This is a genomic window from Nocardia sp. NPDC046763 (genome assembly GCF_040645495.1).
In the GTDB taxonomy this organism is placed as follows: Bacteria; Actinomycetota; Actinomycetes; order Mycobacteriales; family Mycobacteriaceae; genus Nocardia.
Genome location: NZ_JBEYYI010000004.1, coordinates 106,474 through 127,006, shown reverse-complemented (window position 1 = coordinate 127,006; position 20,533 = coordinate 106,474). Strand labels below are relative to the sequence as shown.

The following is a 20,533-nucleotide window of genomic DNA, read 5'->3' as shown; positions in this document are numbered from 1 at the left end:
AACACTTGAACTCTAACAGCGGCACCGGGCGAGCTCGCGACTCGCCCGGTGCCATTGCTATTTCAGGTTACCGTCAGGCCAGCTCGGTGGCAGTGCCACCCGCAGCCGCGATCTTCTCCTTGGCGGAGCCGGAGAACTTGTCGGCCGAGACCTGAACGGCCACAGCGATTTCGCCCTCGCCGAGCACCTTCACGAGCTCGTTCTTGCGAACGAGGCCGTTGGCGACCAGCTCGGCCTTGCCGACGGTGCCGCCCTCGGGGAACACGCGGGCGATGTCACCGACGTTCACGACCTGGTACTCGGTGCGGAACGGGTTGGTGAAGCCCTTGAGCTTGGGCAGACGCATGTGAATCGGCATCTGACCGCCCTCGAAGCGGACCGGGACATTCTTGCGAGCCTTCGTACCCTTGGTACCGCGGCCCGCGGTCTTACCCTTCGAGCCCTCACCGCGACCCACACGGGTCTTCTCGGTCTTGGCACCCGGGGCAGGACGCAGGTGGTGCAACTTGATGGTCATGCTTAGACCTCCTCAACCTGAACGAGGTGGCGCACGACGTTGATCAGGCCGCGATTCTGCGCGTTGTCATCACGCACCACGGACTTGCGGATACCACGCAGCCCGAGGGTGCGCAGCGACTCCCGCTGATTCGTCTTGGCGCCGATGCTGGACTTGATCTGGGTCACTTTCAGCTGTGCCATATCAGACTCCCTGTCCCGCGCGCGCACGCAGCATGCCGGCCGGGGCCACGTCCTCGATCGGCAGACCGCGGCGAGCGGCGACCTCTTCGGGACGCTGCAGCATCTTCAGAGCCGCAACGGTGGCGTGCACGACGTTGATGGCGTTGTCGCTACCGAGCGACTTGGCCAGAACATCATGGATGCCCGCGCATTCCAGCACGGCACGGCACGCGCCACCGGCGATCACACCGGTACCGGGCGAAGCCGGACGCAGCATGACGACACCGGCAGCCGCCTCACCCTGAACCGGGTGGGTGACGGTGGAGCCGATCATCGGAACGCGGAAGAAGTTCTTGCGAGCCTCTTCGACACCCTTCTGGATGGCCGCGGGAACTTCCTTGGCCTTGCCGTAGCCGACGCCGACGAGACCGTTGCCGTCACCGACGATCACGAGGGCGGTGAAGCTGAAGCGACGACCACCCTTCACGACCTTGGAGACGCGGTTGATCGCGACGACGCGCTCGAGCTGGTTCTTCTCGGCGGCATTGTCCCGGCGATCGCCACCGCCGCGGCGGTCGCGACCGCCACCACGCTGATCGCGGTTGTCACTGCCACCACTCTGTCCGGCGGGACCGTTTCCGCCGTCACGCCGCTGACGTCCCGGCATCAGACGTTCCTTCCATTCGCAGTTTTGATCATCAGAACTTCAGCCCACCTTCACGGGCGGCATCGGCGAGGGCCGCGATACGGCCGTGGTAGTCGTGACCACCACGGTCGAACACGACCGCCTCGACGCCGGCAGCCTTGGCGCGGGCGGCGATCAGCTCGCCGACCTTGGCGCCCTTGGCGGACTTGTCACCCTCGAGAGCACGCACATCGGCCTCGATGGTCGACGCGGCGGCAATGGTCTTGCCGGCGGAGTCGTCGATCAGCTGGGCGTGGATGTGGCGCGCGGAGCGGTTGACCACCAGGCGCGGACGCGCGGTGGTGCCGACGACCTTCTTGCGCAGACGGAAGTGACGACGCGTCTTGGACAGGCGGCGCGCGGTCGAGGCGTCCTTGCCGATCGGCTTGCGAGCGGCCTTCTGCTTTTCGGTTTGTGCCATGGCTTACTTACCCGTCTTTCCGACCTTGCGGCGAACGACCTCGCCGGCGTAGCGGATGCCCTTGCCCTTGTACGGATCGGGCTTACGCAGGCCGTGGATCACCGCGGCGATCTGGCCGACCTTCTGCTTGTCGATGCCGGACACCGAGAACTTGGTCGGGGACTCCACCGCGAAGGTGATGCCCTCGGGCGCGTCGACCGGAACCGGGTGGCTGTAGCCCAGGGCGAACTCGAGGTTCGAGCCCTTGGCCTGCACGCGGTAACCGACGCCGAAGATTTCCATCTTCTTCTCGTAGCCCTGCGTCACACCCACGATCATGTTGCTGATCAGGGTGCGGGTCAGGCCGTGCAGCGAGCGGTTCTGGCGCTCGTCGTTGGGACGGGCCACCTCCAGCTCACCCGACTCGGCCTTGGCGACGGTGATCGGCTCGGCGACCACGTGCGAGAGGGTGCCCTTGGAACCCTTCACCGTGATGCTCTGGCCGTCGATGGTCACCTCGACGCCGGCGGGAACCGGGATCGGCTTCTTACCGATACGCGACATTGTTCCTACCTCCCTTACCAGACGTAGGCGAGGACTTCGCCGCCCACGCCCTGCTGCTTGGCCTGACGGTCAGTGAGCAGACCCGAGGACGTGGAGATGATCGCCACGCCCAGGCCGCCGAGCACCTTGGGCAGGTTGGTGGACTTCGCGTAGACCCGGAGGCCCGGCTTCGACACGCGGCGCACGCCCTGCAGGGAACGCTCACGGCTCGGGCCGTACTTCAGGTCGACGACCAGGGTCTTGCCGACGGTCGCATCTTCGGTGCGGAAGTCGGCGATGTAGCCCTCACGCTTGAGGATCTCGGCGATGTTCGCCTTGAGCTTCGAGTGCGGAGCCTTCACCTGATCGTGGTACGCCGAGTTGGCGTTGCGCAGACGGGTCAGAAAGTCTGCGATCGGATCAGTCATGGTCATGTGTTTGACCGGTACCTTTCTCGCCGCGGTTCCCATTCAGCACCGTCTGAGATCGGCGGTCGTGGGCCTACGACAATTCGGGGCGGTCCAGCCGGGGATGCCCGACTGGAGAAAACGCTTGCGCCCGGGACGATAAGGCCACACGCGCGAGGCGCGTGCGGACACAGGGGTGCCCGAGCAACCGGTCTAGTGTAGACACGGGCTGATCAGCGGCCAAATCGGGGTCATGACGACTAATCCGTCGATGTCGGTTCGCAGCCGGGAGGGAAGGACACCGTGGGTGTCGCCCATGAACGCGGCTTCGGGCCGTACACCGTCTACGACCTCGACGCGCTACCGGACGAAGGCAAGAGCTACGAGCTCGCGGACGGATGGCTGATCCCGTTGTCACCAAGTCCCCGACACGATATGGCCGCCGAAGCTGCCCGAGCCTCCGCAGCCAAGGTCCACATCCAAGGCCCCTTGGACATCTCGACTCCGGCAGGGATTCGCAAACCCGATGTCGGCGTGATGGATCGCGATTCCGCTCGCGACGCCGGACCCCAACCGATGCACGCCTGGGCCTTACCCCGTGCATCCGGTGCCTCTGCTTCGCGGGTTCTCCTGCACCGATCTTCATAGCAACAGATAGCATCTGTCGCTATAGTGGGGGTATGACTCGAACCATCACCCAAGCTGAGCTGCGCAATGGCAGTGCGGGCGTGATGGATGCCCTCGAAGCTGGAGAAGACTTCGTCATCACCCGCAACGGTCGACCGGTCGGCGAACTGCGGCCGATATCCCCTCGCCGCGACATGACGACTGCGGAACTCAAGGCCCTGCTGGTTCGCATCGGACGCAGCGGCACTGCCGCAGAGGAGCGGGCGGAGATCGACGCTACCTTCGGCGAGGATCGCCTCGATGATTGATCCGACATCCACCGGACGGTTTCCCGAAGGACTGTTGGATACCTGCGTTCTCATCGACGCATATCTCATCGAGGATTCCAAGCTGCCCATGCGGCCGCGGATCAGTACGGTGACCCTGGCCGAACTCGGTCTGGGGATAGCTCTCGCGACCACGCCCCAAGCACTGGCCCTGCGAACGGAGCGTCTACTAGCGATCGAACACGGCTTCGACGCACTGCCGTTCTGCACCGCGTCCGCCCGGCGGTTCACCTCAATGACGAAACTCGTTGTCGCATCAGGCCGTAGCCCAAAGCCCCGCAAAATGGATTTGATGATCGCGGCCATCGCCTCGGCGAATGACCTGCCTCTGTTCACGTGCAATGCCGATGATTTCAAAGGACTGGAACCGCTGCTGACCGTCATACCGGTGTAGGCCGCGATGGAGCCGGAGACACGCGCCCGGGTGCTCGGCCGTCGGTTAGGGTGACGATCCAGCACGCGAATTCGATGGAATGGCAAGGGGGTTGGGCCGGTGCCCTACGTGACCACCGACGACGGAACCAAGGTCCACTATCTGGACACCGAGACCGACGGACCGGCCCTGCTGCTGGGGCACGGGTTCTTCATGGACGCCGAGATGTGGCTGCCGCAGCTGGAGGAGCTGGCCGACCGGTATCGGGTGATCGCGGTGGATGCACGCGGGCACGGTAATTCCGAGGATGCCGGGAACCCGTTCACCTACTGGGATCTCGCCTGGGACGCGTGGAAGCTCGTCGATGCGCTCGGCGTGGATCGCCTTGTCCTCGGCGGCCTCTCACAGGGTGGTTTCACCGCGCTGCGGATGGCGTTGTTGCAGCCCGCGCGCACGCGCGGGCTTGTTTTGATCGGCACCACCGCGGCCGCTTACACCGAGCAGGAGCGGGAGGGCTACGAGCGGGTCATCGTCAGGAGCTGGGTGGGCGGTGCGGTGCCGATCGACGACATCGCGCTGCCGATGGCCGCGGTCATGATCGGTGGGGACCGGGACCGGCATCAGCGGCCGTGGGTGGAGAAGTGGCGGGCGAGCGACCGCGGCCGGCTCGCCCAGGCCGCCCGCTGCCTCATCGACCGCGAGTCCATCACGGAACTGCTTCCGGAGATCACCGCGCCCGCACTGCTGCTGCGCGGCATCGGTGACCAGGCGTTCAACCATGAGCACATGCAGGGTCTCGCAACGGGATTGGGCGGTCCGGCGCGGATCCAGACGATTTCCGCCGACACGGCCACCCACATCTGCAATCTCACCCATCCCGAGCTGGTGAATCGCGAGATCAGGGAATTCCTGGACGGTCTGCCTGCCTGATCAGGCTCCGTCGCCGGAGGGGAAGCCGATGACCAGCCAGCCCGAGGCTGCCGGAATGAGAGATTCGCGCAGCACGGTCATGGTCGCGGTGCCCGGCGACCAGATCCGGCGGTCGCCCTCCGGCCGGCGGACGTAGACGACGCCGGAATCCCAGAGCCGGCGAAATTCTCCGTGACTGGCCGCCAACTCCCGAACGAGCTCGGCGGTGCACCCGTATTCGGGTGCGGCCGCGTAGTGGTGGCGGAGCATCCCCGTCACGACGGTCGCCTCGAGCTGCCAGGTCGGCAGCACAAGTTTGGCGCGAGGATCCCCGAACAACCAGTGCGGCATGGTTTTCGCCTCGACCAGTCCCGGCAGAAGCCTCCGATACCCGTCGTTCGCGGCGGCCACGCCCCAATCCACCACCCATGCCGCCGGTATCGAGATGATCTGGTCGAGCAGAATCGCCACGTCCTCGGCCGACGCAGCCTCGTCGAGGGTGACATCGGGTCGTCCCGCCAGCGCCCGCAGATGCGCCCGCTCGTGTTCGTCGTCGCACATCGCGTCGGCGAGGACGGACAGCGCCCGGTCGCCGACGCTGACCTTGTCACCCTGTTCGAGCTTCTGCACCGTGCCCACTCCGATGTGCGCGTGCTGCGCCAATTGCCGCTGCGTCCATCCGCGCCGCAGGCGCAGTCGCTTCACGAACGCTGCGAGCGTCGGCATCTCGACTTCGACCCCATCGCCGAACAGCATCTGTGAACCCTTTGCACCAGTGAGAAATTCGACTCCCCCGCGATAGGGGTAGAGCGCCCGACGCTACCACCGGGTTGGGACAGCCCGTGATCTTGCTGGAGCGATCACCGCATTGAGAGAATTGACCTCCGGCGATGCCCTGGCCGCGGTTTGGAGGGGACGGTCAGGTTTTCGCCTCCCTCGAACCACCGGTGCCAGCATGTCGGCGCGGCGTGTCGATCTCGAGTGAGATGACGACCGGCGCGAATCGCGCTGCAAGGCCCGGAAATACGTGCCTACTCGAGTGGTGTGGTGGGCCGGCAGGTGCGGTCTTCTGCCGGGAAGGTGCCGTCGCCGAAGTAGCGGTTGGTGGTGTCGAGGATGCAGGTGCTCAAACCCGGGCGCAGCACCATGTGGATCCTGGTGTCGGTCAAGGTGATCAAGCGCGACCCCGACATTTGTTGGTGGAGTGCTACAGCGTGTGGGTAGGGCGTCCGGTTGTCGCCGGTGGCCTGCAGGATCAGTGCGGGCACGGCGTTGTCGACCACAGTGGGTGGTTCCAAGGGCGGCGGCCAGAATGCACAGGGTTGAATATTGTTGGCCAGTGCCGCGAAGATCGGCTGGCTCGGGCGGGCCGCCTGGATCGCGTTCCAGTACCAGGCGGGGTCGGCGGGCATCGGTGCGTCCGCACACCAGATCTGCACCATGACCGAATCTTCCGCATGCTTGTCGGCCTCGATCTGCTGGTGCAGCTGCTGGGGTACCTGCGGTGCGCGTCCCTCGGCCGCGTCGGTGATGGCCCGTACCGATGCCGCCAGAGCCTCGTTCAATCGCGCGTCACGCAACATCGTCCACAGCACGTTCGGCAGGAGATGATCATCGAAGCCGAAGCCCTCGACCATGATCGGCGACAGCGATGCGCGGTCGATCAGGTCCTCGACTCCACGACGTACCTCGGTCGCGGAGTCGCCGAGGTGGTACTGCTGGTCACGAGCAGCGACCCAGTCGGCCCAGTCGTCGAAGGCCGCTTCCACCGCCGGCCCCCAGTCCTGCTGCAACCCGAGCCAGTAGCGTCGCGGATCGATGACGCTATCGAGCACCATGCGATCGGATCGGTCGGGGAACAACTGGGTGTAGACCGCGCCCAGGTACGTTCCGTATGACACACCGTAATAGCTGATGCGGTCCTCGTTCAGTGCTGCACGGATCACGTCCATGTCGCGGGCAGTATTGCGAGTGCTGAGCTGCCGCATCCAGTCCCGATCACCCACCAGGCAATCGACGGCCAGCTGTGCTTGCAGGACGGTTTCGGCAGCGAATCCGGGGAACCCGATACCGGCCGACCGAATCGAGCTGGCGACCGGCCATCCGCATCGCTGGGACCGTCCGGAACGGGCGACTCCACGCGGGTCGAATCCGATCAGGTCGTAGCGGCTCAGCACATCCGGTTCGAGAACATCACCGACGAGATCGAACGCATCGATCCCCGGCGTACCCGGTCCGCCCGAATTGGTCAGCAGCACACCGCGACGGTGTGCTGCGTCGCGTGCCGGGATCCGTGAGACCGCAATGGTGATGCTCGGCCCGTCCGGCCTGCCGTAATCGAGTGGCACCTCGACATCCGCACAGGCCGCGCCCTCCGCCGTCAGGGCCGCATCCTCGCACGTACGCCAGTCGAGATATTGCTGATGAAAGCGCGCCAACGAGTCTCCTGGTTCAGCGACCGCAACGCCCGAAGCAGAGGCCACCGTGACCGCGAGGACGGCAACGATCACCGTCGCAACAACACCGCAGAAATTATTCAGCAAACCTCGAGGGTGGCAGCGCTCAGAGGACGCAATCGAGTACGCATCTCCAACACCCACGAGGACCAGACCTTTCAGCAAGTCGAGATCGAATCGCACCGGGAGCCACCGCCAATCACCCAGCCGAGCAGAAATCAGTCCGGGTCAGCCGCAAAACCAGGCGATTCCGGGGAATCCCATGGAATTTCCGCCTCGGCCACGGATTTCGCGGTGGATTGGCGGGACCGAGTTTAGCGTCCGATCACGGGGCGGGCGGTTGTTCGGGCTCGTTGCTGAGCAGGTATTCGACGACGGCCTTGTAGCACATAGCAAACTCGTGGCAGACGTTGACGACCAGCGACAGAGGGCAGCGGGTCCGGGCCTGTGGTGAAGGCGACCAGCTAGGCGAAACTCTCGTCGTCGTCCTTCTTCGGACAATCACCCCGGCGGCGGAGCGGCGGGGACCGAAGTGCCGCAATGGTTTGCGCAGCACATCGGTGCGGACGGCCGCACCCTGACGCTGACACCGACCCCGACGGCAGAAGATATTGCGCAACTGAAGGGCACCTGAACCGGCGGCTCCCACCGAGATGGACCGGGTTTCGGACGTGAGCGCAATCGTTGGAACGGGCGGCCGGTCGCGGATAGGGTAGGGCGGGTGAACCGGAAGCGGGAGACGCGCGGCGACCTTCGAGTAGTGAGTTCGGCGGACGCACCGGCCGAGTGCGAATGCGGCGAGTGCGGCGGCGCCGAGACCGCGAGGCAGGACATCCTGCACGCACTCGAGCACTTCATTGATCCGGTAGAGGCCGAGCTCTTCGGCGGAATGCTATTGGCGACCACTCGTCTGGCCGGTGATGACCTGGAGGAAACAGGGATCGGCCCGATACTTCCGGAGATCCTCGACCTGGGCGAGAACGCGTCCGCGGTGCTGGCGGTGCTGGCGTTCCTCAGCACGGGCCGCCTCGGGCGGGAGGCCGCCGCGGAACTCGATCGGTTGCCGGCGAGCGGATTCGCGCCTTGGGTCGAGGAACTGGCCCGCCCGGTGACCGCCCGTGACTTCCTGGCGCTGACGGGTCCCGACGATGAAACCTTCGCACTGGCAGCCTGTTTCGACCGAGCGAACCGATCACACGCGATTGTCATGCTCCTCGAACCGGTCCACTGCGGCGCGGCGGCCACCATCGATCTGATCGACTCGCAACATTTGCCGGACGCACTCGCCGACATCCGACAGCACGCACGGGAGGCTGGACTCGCCTTCCACGAAACACCGCTCAGCCCAGCCGAATTCCGCTGGCGCGCCGAGGTGGCGCTGGATCGCCGCGTCCAGCACGACCACGAGGATCTCGACACCGCCGACCTGGCCGACGTCATCGACCTGGGCGAGGAGGACGGCCCCGGTTACCACATCACGCTTCCGCTGTTGCAGGCCCGGCTGCGCACGCTGCCGAAGTCGCCGAAACCGATTCCGGCCCATCCGCAGTCGTCACCGGATGACCTGCTGGACATGCTGCGTCAGTTCACGACTCCGGCCGGCCGCCCCCTCGGCTCGCCGAGACCCCGCAAGTTGCCGGCCAAGCGCAAGACCCGGGACGGCCGGGCGCCGATCTACCGGCTGCGGGTGGATCTGCGCGGCGCCAAGCCGCCGATCTGGCGACGACTCGAGGTGCCGGGCGACATCCCGCTGAACGAACTGCACGACGTGTTGCAAGCCGCGTTCGAGTGGGACGACGACCATTTGCACGTATTCGAGACCGATTTCGGCGATTTCGGCGAGCCGGACCCCGAGTTTGGTCGTCGCGCCGAGACCAAGGCGACGCTGGAACAGGTCGCCGGCAGCGGCGCGAAGCTGGTCTACACCTACGACTTCGGCGACGACTGGGAGCACACCATTCTCGTCGAACACATCGCCCCCGCCGAAGCCACCGCCGAGTACCCGCGCTGTACCGGCGGAAGGCGTGCCGCTCCGCCGGAAGACTGCGGCGGAATCTGGGGATACGAGAACCTGCTGGCGACCCTCGCCGACCCGAGCGGCCAGGATCACGAAGAGCTACTGGAATGGCTCGGCCTCGACACCGCCGATGATTTCGACCCCGCGCAATTCGACCGGGACGCCGTCAACTCGGCATTGGCGCGAATGCACGGCGAGCGGACCACACGCAAGCGTCGGTAGATTCGATGCCGAACAGGCCTGTGCCTGCACGGCATTCAGCCGGACGGAGATTGCGCCACGTCGGCGACGCGGCGCTGCCTTGCCCGCTTCGCAGACGCGGCCAGCGGGACCGGGGAACGTGCGCAGATCGATGCCGCCTGCAGTGCGGAGCGACTGGATGACTGAATCAGGGTCGATCGATCTGATCGACGTCGCGTTTGATTCGCTTCGCGACTTCGATGAGTGCCGCGTTCACGGTGTCCTTCTTCGTGGACGTGCCCAGGAGACGCTGAGCTTCCGCGAGCGCCTCGTCGTCGACGTCAATAAGGAGTTTGGACATCGGATATCCCTCGCTTATATATGCGATATCTGACCCAGATATAACCGATATTGCCCTCGTGATGCCGGATACCACGAAGTCAGGTGAGCGCGAAGCACGCCGAAGGCCCCCACCGGGACGGATCTCGGTGGGGGCCTTCGGGTTTGGGGGTACTAGCTCACCAGGACGACTTGTGGACGCCCGGGAGTTCGCCGCGGTGGGCCATCTCGCGCAGGCAGACACGGCACAGGCCGAACTTGCGGTAGACGGCGTGCGGACGGCCGCAGCGCTGGCAGCGGGTGTAGGCGCGCACCGCGAACTTCGGCTTGGCGTTGGCCTTGTTGATCAGAGCCTTCTTAGCCATGGATCAGTTCTCCTTGAACGGGAAGCCGAGGTGCTTGAGCAGGGCCCGGCCTTCTTCGTTGTTGGTGGCGGTGGTCACCACGGTGATGTCCATACCACGCGGACGGTCGATCTTGTCGACGTCGATCTCGTGGAACATGGACTGCTCGGAGAGACCGAAGGTGTAGTTGCCGTTGCCGTCGAACTGCTTCGGCGACAGACCGCGGAAGTCGCGGATACGCGGCAGCGCGATGGAGATCAGACGGTCCAGGAACTCCCACATCCGGTCGCCGCGCAGGGTGACCTTCGCGCCGATCGGCATGCCCTCACGCAGCTTGAACTGCGCGATGGACTTGGTGGCCTTGCGGATCTCGGGCTTCTGGCCGGTGATCAGGGTGAGGTCGGCGACCGCACCGTTGATCAGCTTGGCGTCACGGGCGGCGTCGCCGACACCCATGTTGACGACGACCTTCACCACGCCCGGGATCTGCATCACGTTGGCGTAGTTGAACTCGTTGTTCAGGGCCGGCTTGATTTCCTCGCGGTAGCGGGTCTTCAGGCGCGGCTGCACCTTGTTCTCAGTAGAAGTCATCTCAGATGTCCTTCCCGTTGCGACGGGAGATGCGGACCCGCTTGCCGTTCTCATCGGTGCGGTAGCCCACGCGGGTCGGCTTGCCGTCGGAGTCGACGACCATCACGTTGGAGGCCTGGATCGGCGCTTCCTGGGTGACGATGCCGCCCGAGCTGGCGCCACGCTGGTTCGCGGAGTTCGCGACGTGCTTCTTGATGCGGTTCACGCCCTCGACGAGGACCTTGCCGGTCGCCGGGTAGGCCTGGATGACCTTGCCCTTGGCGCCCTTGTCCTTGCCCGAGATCACGATGACCGTGTCGCCCTTGTGCACCTTCATGGTTACAGCACCTCCGGGGCCAGCGAGACGATCTTCATGAAGCGCTTCTCACGCAGCTCACGGCCGACCGGGCCGAAGATGCGGGTGCCACGCGGATCGTTGTCCGCCTTGATCAGCACCGCAGCGTTCTCGTCGAACTTGATGTACGAGCCATCCGGGCGACGACGCTCCTTGACGGTGCGCACGACGACGGCCTTGACGACCTCGCCCTTCTTGACGTTGCCGCCGGGGATGGCGTCCTTGACAGTGGCGACGATGATGTCACCGATGCCGGCATAGCGACGCGACGAACCACCGAGAACGCGGATGCAGAGGATCTCCTTGGCACCCGTGTTGTCGGCGACGCGCAGCCGCGACTCCTGCTGAATCACTTCAGCTCCTCCTAGACCTGGACGATATGCACGCCGGATTGCCGACCCGACGGGCATGGTCAGTTGCCCTTCAGCTGAGCCAATGGCCCGCTCCGCAGGTACGCGGGGCAGCGCCTGCCAGCGGTTTTTCACCGAACAGGAGAACAACCACTGTGGGTTCGCGGCCGAAGTGCGGGCATAGCTCCCGCAGGCAACCGGAACAGTTTAGCGAAGACCCTGTTCAGGGTGAAATCGGGGGCAAACCCGGGAGGCAGGCCGAGCGGGACATCAGGGTCGGCGCGGATTCAGATCTTCCTCAGTCGGGTCAACTAGCGTCGACGCGAGCAACGTCCGAGCAATTCCGATTATCCGGTAGAGGAGATTCGCGTTGTCCGAGCGCCCCATCGCTCTCGACCGCCGCACGTTCCTGATCGCCCTGGGCCTGGCGCCCGCGGTGGCCGTATTGCCCGCCTGCTCCCCGGACTCCCAGACGTCGAAACAGCCGACGGGCCCGGATATGTCCGGGTCGGATCCGGCGGTGCGGCCGCAGGACGATCTGTACCGGTTCGTCAACGGGAAGTGGCTGAAGGAGTATCAGCTGCCGCCGGACAAGTCGTCGTTCGGGACCTTCAATGAAGTGCGGGAGCGGGTCCAGGAGCAGCTGAAGGCGATCATCGAGGGGATCCGCGATCCCAAGGCCAGCTCGGACGAGCAGAAGATCCGCGACCTCTACGACGCGCGGATGAACCTGGACGAGATCGAGACGCTCGGCATGACGCCGCTGCAGGATCTGTTCGATCAGATCGACAAGGCCGTGACCAAGCCGGATCTCGCGCATGTGATGGGCGGATTGACCAGCGTGGGTCTCATCGGCCTGAGCGTGGGCCCGGACCCGAAGAACTCCAATGCCTATCTCCCCTCGATCGGGCAGTCCGGGCTCGGCATGGGCGAGCAGTACTACCGCAAGCCCGAATACGCCGCCCGGCTCGCCGCGTACCGGACGTTCATGCAGCGCCTCGCCGCCGGAGCCGGGTTCCCGGACCCGACCGCGATGGCCGACCGGGTGGTGGACCTGGAGACCCGAATCGCCGGATTCCATTGGGACAACGTCAGAACCCGCGATACCGATGCGACCTACAACCTGATGACCTGGACCGCGCTGACCGCGCTGGGACCGCAATTCGACTGGGACCCTTGGCTTTCGGGTAGCACCGACCGGCCGACGAACATGTTCGGCATGATCGATGTGGGTGAGCCGTCGTTCGTGACCGGCGCGGGGCAGCTGTGGGCCGAGGTCGACCTCGCCGCCTGGCGCGAGTACCTGAAGCTGAGCCTGGTGCGCGCGTACGCGCCCTATCTTCCCAAGGCGATCGCCGACGCCGATTTCGATTTCACGGGCAAGGTGGTCCAGGGGCTGCGGGAACAGCCGGAGCAGTGGCGGCGGGCCGTGGAGTCGGTCAACAGTGTCGTGGGCGACGCGCTCGGAAAGCAGTACGTGGACAAGCATTTCCCGGCCGAGGCCAAGAAGCGAGCGCTCGAGATGGTCGACGATCTGCGCGCGGCGTACCGGGACAACTTCCAGAATTCGACGTGGATGTCGCCACCCACCCGGGACGCGGCCATCGCGAAACTCGGGAAGATCAACGCCAAGATCGGCTACCCGGACAAGTGGCACGATTACTCCGAACTCACGGTCACGAGGGGCAGGCTGGTCGAATCCCTGCGCGCCTCGGACGTTTTCGAGGCGAGGCGGATGTTCGATCGGCTGGGGACGCCGGTGGACAAGGCGGAATGGGCCATGCCGCCGCAGACGGTGAATGCCTACTACAACCCCAGCGGCAATGAAATCGTGTTCCCCGCGGCCTTTCTGCAGCCGCCGTTCTTCGATCCGGATGCCCAGCCCGCGGTGAACTACGGTGCGGGCGGTGCGGTGATCGGTCACGAGATCGGCCACGGGTTCGACGATCAGGGCTCCAAGTACGACGGGGACGGCAATCTGAAGGATTGGTGGACACCGGAGGACAAGGCGGCCTTCCAAGCCAAGACCAACCAGCTCATCGCGCAGTACAACGCGCTGGTGCCGCAGGGCCTATCGCCCGATCAGCACGTCAACGGCGAGCTCACGGTCGGCGAGAATCTGGCGGATCTGCGCGGGCTCGAGATCTCCCTGTCGGCCTATCGAATGGCCGAGAAGCGCAAGGGGACAGAAACTCCCGACTACAAGCCGATGTTCGAATCCTGGGGCCGGACCTGGCGCACCAAGATGACCACCGAGGCGCTGCAGAGTCAGATCGCGTCCGATCCGCACTCCCCTGCCGAATTCCGGTGCAATCAGGTGGTACGGAATCTGGGCGAGTTCTACAGCACCTTCCACGTGCAGGACGGCGACCAGGGATACCTGCCGCCGGACCAGCGCGTCACCCTCTGAGAACACGACAACCCGCGCGAGGCCGCCGACCCCGGTAGCCTCGCGTCGGTATCGCAGCTTCGGGGAGAGGTAGTGCCTGTGAGTTCGTCGGATCGTCCGGCCGGTATGGACCGTCGTCGTTTTCTGATCGCGCTCGGTCTCGCGCCGGCCGTCGCCACGCTGGCGGCGTGCGGCAGCGATACGAAGAACACGGTCACCTCGACCCAGCTCACCGGCCCCGACATGTCCGGGTCGGATGCGGCGGTGCGTCCGCAGGACGACCTGTACCGGTTCGTCAATGGCAAGTGGCTGCAGGAGTATCAGCTGCCGGCGGACAAGGTGTCGTTCGGGACCTTCGACGATGTCGCGGATCGGGTCGAGGGCCAGCTGCGCGAGATCATCGGGGGCATCAAGGATCCCAAGGCGGACACACCCGAGCAGCAGATCCGCGATCTGTACGACGCCCGGATGGATGTCGACACCATCGAGAAGCTGGGCCTCACGCCGCTCGCCGACCTGTTCGCCGACATCGACAAGGCCGCGGGCAAGCCGGAGCTGGCCAAGGTGATGGGCGCGTTGCCGATCGGCGGGCTGATCGGGCTGGGCGTCTCGGTGGACCGGAAGAACTCCAGCGCGTACATCGCCTCGGTCGGTCAGTCCGGAATCGGCTTGAGCGAGCAGTACTACCGCAAGCCCGAATACGCCGACAAGCTGGCCGGATACAAGACCTACCTGGAGAAGATCGCGACCGGGGCCGGATTCCCGGATCCGGTGGCCATGGCGGACCGGGTACTGGATCTGGAGACGCGGATCGCGGCCGGATTCTGGGACAACATCAAACTTCACGACACCAAGGCCAGCTACAACAAGATGTCGTGGACCGACATGGTGGCGCTGGCGCCGCAATTCGATTGGGATCCCTGGCTTTCCGGGAACACCGATCGGCCCAAGAGCCTGTTCGCGACGGTGATCGTGGGCGAGCCGTCGTTCCTCACCACGGCCGGGCAGCTGTGGCACGACGTGGATATCGCGGTGTGGCGGGACTACTTGAAGCTGGCGGTGGTGCGGGAGTTCGCGCGGTTCCTACCGAGGACGCTCTCCGACGCCAACTTCCAATTCTTCGGCACCGTGATGAGCGGGCAGCAGCAGCGGCCGGATCTGTGGAAGTCGGCAGTCGGCACCGTCGACAGCACGGTGGGCGAGCAGCTCGGAAAGCTGTACGTGGCCAAGCATTTCCCGCCCGAGGCCAAGAACCGGGCGATGGACATGGTGGCCGACCTGGTCGCGGCCTACAAGGACAACTTCACCAATTCGACGTGGATGTCGCAGCCCACCCGGGACGCCGCGCTGGTCAAGCTGAGCAAGATGGGCGTGAAGATCGGCTATCCGGAAAAGTGGGAGGACTACACCGGGCTGAAGATCACCCGCGGCCAGCTCGTCCAATCCCTGCGCGCCGCCAATGTTTTCGGCGCCAAGAAGATGTTCGACAAGCTGGACAAGCCGGTCGACAAGACTGAGTGGGGTATGACGCCGCAGACGGTGAACGCCTACTACCAGCCGGTCAACAATGAAATCGTTTTCCCCGCAGCCTTTTTGCAGCCCCCATTCTTCGACCCGAAGGCCGAGGCGGCGGTCAACTACGGCGCGGGCGGCGCGGTCATCGGTCACGAGATCGGCCACGGCTTCGACGATCAGGGCTCCAAGTACGACGCCGACGGCAACCTGAAGGACTGGTGGACCGCCGAGGATCGGGCCAAGTTCGACGACCGCACCAAGAAGCTCGTCGACCAGTACAACGGCCTGGTCCCCGAGGGCCTCGACCCCGCCCACCACGTCGACGGCACCCTCACCCTCAGCGAGAACGTCGCCGACAACCGCGGCCTGCAGATGGCCTTCGCCGCCTACCGCATCAACCAGAAGCGCGCCGGCGTCGAGAACCCCGACTATCAGCCCATGCTCGAATCCTGGGGCCGCAACTGGCGGGCCAAGCAGACCCCGCAGTACACCGAGAATCTGCTCGCCAACGACCCCCACTCCCCCGACGAGTTCCGCGCCAACCAGGTGGTCCGCAACCAGGCCGAGTACCACGCGGCCTTCGCCACCAAGGACGGCGACAAACTCTTCCTGACCGAGGACCAGCGCGTCACCTTCTGACGCACCCTGATCGCGGCGGGATCCGGCGGTTCAGGCCGGATCCAGCAGTTCCCGAGGTGCGGCCAGCCGCCAGGAGTCGGTCACGATGGCCGTCAGTTCATCGTGGTCGTCCAGGGCCGCGAGTCGCACCCGCACCCACGCGTTCCCGGCCTCGTGCGGGGCGATCCAGAATTTCTCCGGCTCGGCCTGCACCAGTTCGTCCCGATCCACGATGGGGCACCGGACCGCCATGGAGGTCTCGTTCTCGGGCAGGGTCAGGAACAACTTCCCGGCCACCCGGAACGTGGGCATCTGCCATTCGAACTGTTCGGTGGTGCGCGCCAGCGCAAGCGCCACCGCCCGCACCTGATCCCCGGTCGCCGTCATGATCTCGATGCTCCCAGCCCGGTACGACAACTGGGTCAACGACCGAGCAAGTACACCTTTTCCGGGGTCACCGAGATCTCGAAGGGTCGCTCCACGACGAGGAGTTCGTCGCCGGTGACGCATGGCCCGTGACCGAACGGCGTGCCGTAATCGAGTGCAGCGCTCACAGCTCCTCCTGAGTGTCGCAAGCTGTGTATCTACGTCTGGTGGTCCTTGTCCCGGCTCGGAGATAGATCTCTCAATTCCCTCGGTGAGACAGGTGCCAGCATAGCCAGACACCGGGCGCGCTCGGTGTCAATCAGTCGTGCGCGGCCTATCCCCGGGGGTGCCGAGGATCATGCTGCCCACATTGCATTCCTCCAGTTCGTCGGCGCCGGTGGCGGCGGTGAAGGCGGCGGTGTCGGAGAAGCCCTGGGCGACCACGCCGAGGCGCATGGCGGTGGCGGTGAGGTAGAGGGTCTGCATGAGGACGCCGACGTGTTTGAGGATATTGGCGTAGGCGACCGACTTGTAGGACCACATGACGCGGCCCGCCCGGGCCGAGATCAACAGCAGCAGTTGGGGTTCCGCGCCATTGGCGAGGGTGGCGGTGGTGGTGCGCAGGAGTCGCTGGACCGCGATGGAATCGGCGGGGGCGACCAGGCGCAGGGCATGCTCGAAGGAGTCGTAGTGGTACATGCCCGCGGCCAGGCCCTCCACCGTTCGGACCACGGGGTAGAGCTCGAGTTCGTGGACGCCGCCGCCGGAAGGATAAGGGCGGGAAGGGAGTTCGGCGCCGTCGGGGCTGGTCTCGACCGACCGGGTGCGGGCGCTGCGGTAGAGCAGTTCGGCCAGCTGGGTGAGGGTGATCGGCCGGGCGTCGTCGAAGGAGCGGCAGGAGCGGCGGTCCTCGAGGACGGCGGTGAGCGCCGGGTCCGTGGCGCGGAGGGCGCCGAGGTCCGGCGCGGTGAGGGCGATCGGGGCGCCGGGATAGGCCGGACGATGCGCCGGGCGTTGCGGGAATTCGTCTTTCGCCCATGCCGTGGGGCCGAAGTTGTCCCAGGTGACGGTGCGGGAGCCGAGGGTGCTGCGCCGGTGGAACCAGAGGTCGGGGGCGCTCCAGCTGCGGGTGGTGAAGTCGAGGTCCTCGGCGGCGGGGTCGGCGGTGAAGCCGCCCCAGCGCAGGTCGGCGGCGATGCGGGCCGAAAGGGACTCGGGCAGGCCGAGTTCGGTGGGATCCGCGCCCGCGGCGAGGGCCAGCAGGCGGGGGTCGTGGACGCGGAAGTCGCACCACGAGGTGGGGTGTTCCAGCACCAGGCCGTCCGGATCACGGTGGATGACAGTGAATTTCGACAGGACCGTGCGCGGCCCGTCGCCCGTGCTCGGACGTGCGGGCGGGGTGCTGAAGGGGCGCAGGGTGTAGAGGTCCCGATCGCCGTCGCGGACGGTGACCTCCAGCCAGCCCGCCCCGGCCAGCCGGTCGAGAAGGGTTGTCACCGAGTCGGATTCGGCCGCGAGCGCGCTCGCCGTCGCCGGACCCTGATTGAGGGTCTTCAGCGCCTGGCTCTGGGCCGGGGTGAGCCCGGCCAGCTTCTCGTTGTGCGGCGGGTTCAACAGGACCGCGCCGCCGGGGACGGTCAGGCAGGTGACGCCGGGGCGGAGGGCGTAGCGGGTGTCGTCGGTGCGGATCATTTGGCGGCGTTGGCGAGAGCCGGTTCGAGCTTGTCGAGCAGGTAGGGCAGGGCCAGCGGGGTGGGCTGGTTGATGGCGCTGATCTCCTGGACCGTGAGGAAGACCGCAGAGTTCTTCTCGACCGAGGGCAGCGCGCCGAATCCCGGCAGGCCGCGGTACTTCTCGTCCATGCCGGGCGAGTAGCCGGCCAGCAGCAGGTCGGCGTCGAGTTCGTCGAGGCGTTCGGGCGAAAGGGCCAGGCGGCCTCCGGAGCCACCCTGGTCCACCAGGTGCTGCGGGATGGTCATGCCGAGTTGGGTGAACAGGCGGCTGGACCCGTCCCCGGGGTCGGTGAGGACCATGAGCTGCGACGGCCCGGCCAGCCAGGAGCTGATGAAGGTCTTGTTCTTCAGGCCCGGATTGCGTTGCGCGATACCGTCGATGCGGCCGTTCAGGTCGGCGATGAGCTTGCCGGCGGCGTCGGTCTTGTGCAGCACCTGGCCGAGTGCGCGCACCTGGTCGGCCCAGGGCGTGACGGCCTCCTTGGTGAGCCCGGGCAGGGTGGGCGCGACCTTGGACAGGTCGCCGTAGGTCTTGGCGTCGGCGATGAACGGGTCGGCCAGGATCAGGTCCGGGTTCAGCGCGGCCACCTGTTCGGCGAGGTTGCCGGTGGTCTGCAGCGCGGTGGACTGCGCCAGCGCGGTCGGCTCCCACGGCGGTGCGCCCTTGCTGAGCACCGCGATGTTGTCGATGTAGCCGACCGGCGTGACGCCGAGCGCCTGCGCGGTGTCGAGCCACTGATTGCCCAGCGCCACGACGCGGGCCGGGGTCCCGTTCACGGTGGTCTGGCCGAGCGCATGGGCGATGGTGACCGGTTCCCCGCCGCCCGCGGCCCCGGGGAACCCGCCGCCCGCGGCCCCGGGGAACCCGCCGCCCGCGGCCCCGGGGAACCCGCCGCCCGCGGCGGCGTCGCCGGACTTCGATCCGCAGGCCGCGAGCCCGAGGGCGAGCAGGCTCACCACGGCCGCAATGGCGCCTCGCGCGGTGATCGATCGCCCGCTACGCGCGGTGAACGCCGACTTCATCGTGACTCTCCTGTCTGCCGATGCCCAGCCGATCGGCGCGAGCAGTAGGTGAGCCTAGCCTAATTTTTTCGCCGGGCGGGGACCGTTGTCGCCGATTCGATCCCCTAAGAGGTGGCCGATCGTGCCCTCGATCGATTAGGTTAGGGTTGCATAAGTTAGAACCGGGGGGTTTGGAAAGATGGAGCGAGCGGTGCCGGAAATCTTGTCCGCGGTCGAGCGTCATCGGCTCGTGGACGAATGGGCCAATGGCGTCGAACTGTACGACGTGCCGTCGGTCCCCATGCTCATCGAGTGCGGTCGCCGCGTGCCCTCCCTGCGGACCGCCGTGCGCTGCGGCGATCACATTCTCACCTATGCCGAACTCTTCGAACGCCTCGACGGCGGCGTCACCAGGACCGCCGGGCCCACGCTCGACGATCTGGCCCGCGTGCTGTGCGATATCGCCGCAGCCGCCGAGTTCGGCGCGGTACTGGCCGAACTGGGGCCGAATGGCACCGGCATGAAGCCGGTCGCGGTGGCCGCGGCCGCCGACGATCGCCGCGCGGTTGCCGCGGATCAGCGCTCCTGCCCGATCGACCGGGCCTACGGCTCGCCGGATGTGCGGTTGCTGGCCACCCGCTGGGATACCACCGCCGCGGCGGTGGAACTGCTGGCCACGCTGGCCGACGGCGCGACCCTGGTGCTGGCCACCGCCGTCCAGCGCACGGACGCGGCCGCCCTGGCCGAGCTGATCGCCCTGACCGCCTCGACCCATGTGGTGGCCGACGCCGGGACTCTCGCGAACCTGGCCTTCCTGCCCTCCCCCGCGCTGCCGACCGTGCGCCGCTGGGATGTGTTCGGAAACGACTGCCCGGCCGCCCTTTCCGCCCTGCTGCGTGAACTCGCCCCCGGGTCGTGCACCGGATTCGCCTACACCACACCGGAATACGCGGGCGTCGCGGCGCGCGGACCGCTGGACGGCTCCGGCCGGGTGCGGCCGATTCCGGGCGCGCGGCTGCTGGTGCTGGACGAATCGCTGCGGCTGGTGCCGCCGGGACGCTCCGGCCGGGTGTACGTGGGTGGTTCGGCGCTGGCGCTGGAATTGGACGGTGCCGCCGAGGGTTTCGTGGACGACCCCTTCGTGCCGGGCGGCCGGCTGGTGCACACCGACACGCACGGCGGCTGGACGGCCGATGGCTGGCTGCTGCTGGACATGGTCGAATCCGTGTCTCCCGCAGCGCCTTCGGCCACCGAGCCGATCCCCGCCCCGGGTCGGGACGACACCACCGGCTACGCCGCCGCCTGACCGCCCAGCCCGTATCCTCGGCCGACCGCGCGGCTTCTCCCGCGG

The 20,533-nt window shown here is 66.4% G+C and carries 25 protein-coding genes; 8 read left to right on the top strand and 17 right to left on the bottom strand.

Annotated elements, in window-relative coordinates; all coding sequences use genetic code 11:
• Positions 1 to 73: 73 nt before the first annotated feature.
• From rplO to rpsH, 6 genes are read right to left on the bottom strand one after another with little or no spacing between them, the layout of a single operon-like run.
• Entirely contained in the window at positions 74 to 517 is a 444-nt protein-coding gene (rplO, locus tag ABZ909_RS08100) for a 50S ribosomal protein L15 (RefSeq protein WP_356996991.1), read from the bottom strand.
• A 2-nt stretch (positions 518 to 519) separates the two neighbouring features.
• Positions 520 to 699 carry a 50S ribosomal protein L30 gene (rpmD, locus tag ABZ909_RS08095; protein ID WP_356996990.1) on the bottom strand — a complete coding sequence of 60 codons (180 nt, stop codon included), beginning with the start codon at positions 697 to 699 and terminating at the stop codon, positions 520 to 522.
• Between the two features lies 1 nt (position 700).
• Positions 701 to 1,345 (bottom strand): 30S ribosomal protein S5, encoded by a 645-nt coding sequence (rpsE, locus tag ABZ909_RS08090; protein WP_356996989.1) that lies wholly within the window; start codon positions 1,343 to 1,345, stop codon positions 701 to 703.
• A 31-nt stretch (positions 1,346 to 1,376) separates the two neighbouring features.
• Complete coding sequence (gene rplR / locus ABZ909_RS08085; protein ID WP_354830513.1) at positions 1,377 to 1,784, bottom strand: 50S ribosomal protein L18; 408 nt, start codon at positions 1,782 to 1,784, stop codon at positions 1,377 to 1,379.
• Between the two features lie 3 nt (positions 1,785 to 1,787).
• On the bottom strand, positions 1,788 to 2,327 hold the full coding sequence (rplF, locus tag ABZ909_RS08080) for a 50S ribosomal protein L6 (protein WP_356996988.1): 540 nt from the start codon (positions 2,325 to 2,327) through the stop codon (positions 1,788 to 1,790).
• Positions 2,328 to 2,341: 14 nt separating this feature from the next.
• Entirely contained in the window at positions 2,342 to 2,740 is a 399-nt protein-coding gene (gene rpsH, locus ABZ909_RS08075; RefSeq protein ID WP_040855371.1) for a 30S ribosomal protein S8, read from the bottom strand.
• 276 nt (positions 2,741 to 3,016) lie between these two features.
• On the opposite strand from rpsH, the gene ABZ909_RS08070 reads away from it, so the two are divergent.
• The 4 genes from ABZ909_RS08070 (at position 3,017) to ABZ909_RS08055 (ending at position 4,969) form a co-directional block, all read left to right on the top strand.
• Positions 3,017 to 3,361 (top strand): hypothetical protein, encoded by a 345-nt coding sequence (locus tag ABZ909_RS08070; protein WP_356996987.1) that lies wholly within the window; start codon positions 3,017 to 3,019, stop codon positions 3,359 to 3,361.
• Between the two features lie 32 nt (positions 3,362 to 3,393).
• Entirely contained in the window at positions 3,394 to 3,648 is a 255-nt protein-coding gene (locus ABZ909_RS08065; protein ID WP_356996986.1) for a type II toxin-antitoxin system prevent-host-death family antitoxin, read from the top strand.
• Positions 3,641 to 4,060 carry a type II toxin-antitoxin system VapC family toxin gene (locus tag ABZ909_RS08060; protein WP_356996985.1) on the top strand — a complete coding sequence of 140 codons (420 nt, stop codon included), beginning with the start codon at positions 3,641 to 3,643 and terminating at the stop codon, positions 4,058 to 4,060. The genes ABZ909_RS08065 and ABZ909_RS08060 overlap by 8 nt, the downstream gene beginning before the upstream one ends.
• Positions 4,061 to 4,168: 108 nt before the next feature.
• The gene (locus ABZ909_RS08055) at positions 4,169 to 4,969 is read left to right on the top strand and encodes an alpha/beta hydrolase (RefSeq protein WP_356996984.1); all 801 of its coding nucleotides are present in this window, start codon (positions 4,169 to 4,171) and stop codon (positions 4,967 to 4,969) included.
• Here the strand turns inward: ABZ909_RS08055 and ABZ909_RS08050 are convergent, their stop codons facing one another.
• Positions 4,970 to 5,704, bottom strand: a complete 735-nt coding sequence (locus tag ABZ909_RS08050) for a helix-turn-helix domain-containing protein (RefSeq protein ID WP_356996983.1) — start codon at positions 5,702 to 5,704, stop codon at positions 4,970 to 4,972. It abuts the gene before it with no gap.
• Between the two features lie 275 nt (positions 5,705 to 5,979).
• Positions 5,980 to 7,386, bottom strand: a complete 1,407-nt coding sequence (locus tag ABZ909_RS08045; RefSeq protein ID WP_356996982.1) for an alpha/beta fold hydrolase — start codon at positions 7,384 to 7,386, stop codon at positions 5,980 to 5,982.
• Between the two features lie 778 nt (positions 7,387 to 8,164).
• Here ABZ909_RS08045 and ABZ909_RS08040 point away from each other — a divergent pair.
• Positions 8,165 to 9,643, top strand: coding sequence for a plasmid pRiA4b ORF-3 family protein (locus ABZ909_RS08040; protein ID WP_356996981.1), 1,479 nt, complete (start codon positions 8,165 to 8,167; stop codon positions 9,641 to 9,643).
• A gap of 166 nt (positions 9,644 to 9,809) precedes the next feature.
• Here the strand turns inward: ABZ909_RS08040 and ABZ909_RS08035 are convergent, their stop codons facing one another.
• The 5 genes from ABZ909_RS08035 to rplN form a co-directional block, all read right to left on the bottom strand.
• Positions 9,810 to 9,962 carry a type II toxin-antitoxin system VapB family antitoxin gene (locus tag ABZ909_RS08035; protein WP_356996980.1) on the bottom strand — a complete coding sequence of 51 codons (153 nt, stop codon included), beginning with the start codon at positions 9,960 to 9,962 and terminating at the stop codon, positions 9,810 to 9,812.
• A gap of 157 nt (positions 9,963 to 10,119) precedes the next feature.
• Entirely contained in the window at positions 10,120 to 10,305 is a 186-nt protein-coding gene (locus ABZ909_RS08030) for a type Z 30S ribosomal protein S14 (RefSeq protein WP_029923637.1), read from the bottom strand.
• A 3-nt stretch (positions 10,306 to 10,308) separates the two neighbouring features.
• A complete protein-coding gene (rplE, locus tag ABZ909_RS08025; RefSeq protein WP_354830525.1) occupies positions 10,309 to 10,875 on the bottom strand; it encodes a 50S ribosomal protein L5 in 567 nt (188 codons plus the stop codon).
• Position 10,876: 1 nt separating this feature from the next.
• Complete coding sequence (gene rplX / locus ABZ909_RS08020) at positions 10,877 to 11,191, bottom strand: 50S ribosomal protein L24 (protein WP_040804283.1); 315 nt, start codon at positions 11,189 to 11,191, stop codon at positions 10,877 to 10,879.
• Between the two features lie 2 nt (positions 11,192 to 11,193).
• A complete protein-coding gene (gene rplN, locus ABZ909_RS08015) occupies positions 11,194 to 11,562 on the bottom strand; it encodes a 50S ribosomal protein L14 (protein WP_033090674.1) in 369 nt (122 codons plus the stop codon).
• 367 nt (positions 11,563 to 11,929) lie between these two features.
• Between rplN and ABZ909_RS08010 the strand changes: the two genes are divergently transcribed.
• Positions 11,930 to 13,969 (top strand): M13 family metallopeptidase, encoded by a 2,040-nt coding sequence (locus ABZ909_RS08010; RefSeq protein ID WP_356996979.1) that lies wholly within the window; start codon positions 11,930 to 11,932, stop codon positions 13,967 to 13,969.
• A 78-nt stretch (positions 13,970 to 14,047) separates the two neighbouring features.
• On the top strand, positions 14,048 to 16,102 hold the full coding sequence (locus tag ABZ909_RS08005) for a M13 family metallopeptidase (RefSeq protein WP_356996978.1): 2,055 nt from the start codon (positions 14,048 to 14,050) through the stop codon (positions 16,100 to 16,102).
• 30 nt (positions 16,103 to 16,132) lie between these two features.
• Here the strand turns inward: ABZ909_RS08005 and ABZ909_RS08000 are convergent, their stop codons facing one another.
• The 4 genes from ABZ909_RS08000 to ABZ909_RS07985 form a co-directional block, all read right to left on the bottom strand.
• Complete coding sequence (locus ABZ909_RS08000; protein ID WP_356996977.1) at positions 16,133 to 16,468, bottom strand: MmcQ/YjbR family DNA-binding protein; 336 nt, start codon at positions 16,466 to 16,468, stop codon at positions 16,133 to 16,135.
• 35 nt (positions 16,469 to 16,503) lie between these two features.
• Positions 16,504 to 16,635, bottom strand: a complete 132-nt coding sequence (locus ABZ909_RS07995) for a hypothetical protein (protein WP_356996976.1) — start codon at positions 16,633 to 16,635, stop codon at positions 16,504 to 16,506.
• A gap of 127 nt (positions 16,636 to 16,762) precedes the next feature.
• Positions 16,763 to 18,139, bottom strand: a complete 1,377-nt coding sequence (locus tag ABZ909_RS07990) for a SagB family peptide dehydrogenase (RefSeq protein WP_356996975.1) — start codon at positions 18,137 to 18,139, stop codon at positions 16,763 to 16,765.
• Complete coding sequence (locus ABZ909_RS07985; protein ID WP_356996974.1) at positions 18,136 to 19,203, bottom strand: ABC transporter substrate-binding protein; 1,068 nt, start codon at positions 19,201 to 19,203, stop codon at positions 18,136 to 18,138. The genes ABZ909_RS07990 and ABZ909_RS07985 overlap by 4 nt, the downstream gene beginning before the upstream one ends.
• Before the next feature lie 190 nt (positions 19,204 to 19,393).
• Here ABZ909_RS07985 and ABZ909_RS07980 point away from each other — a divergent pair, with 190 nt between their 5' ends.
• Positions 19,394 to 20,488 carry an AMP-binding protein gene (locus tag ABZ909_RS07980; RefSeq protein WP_356996973.1) on the top strand — a complete coding sequence of 365 codons (1,095 nt, stop codon included), beginning with the start codon at positions 19,394 to 19,396 and terminating at the stop codon, positions 20,486 to 20,488.
• Positions 20,489 to 20,533 lie beyond the last annotated feature (45 nt).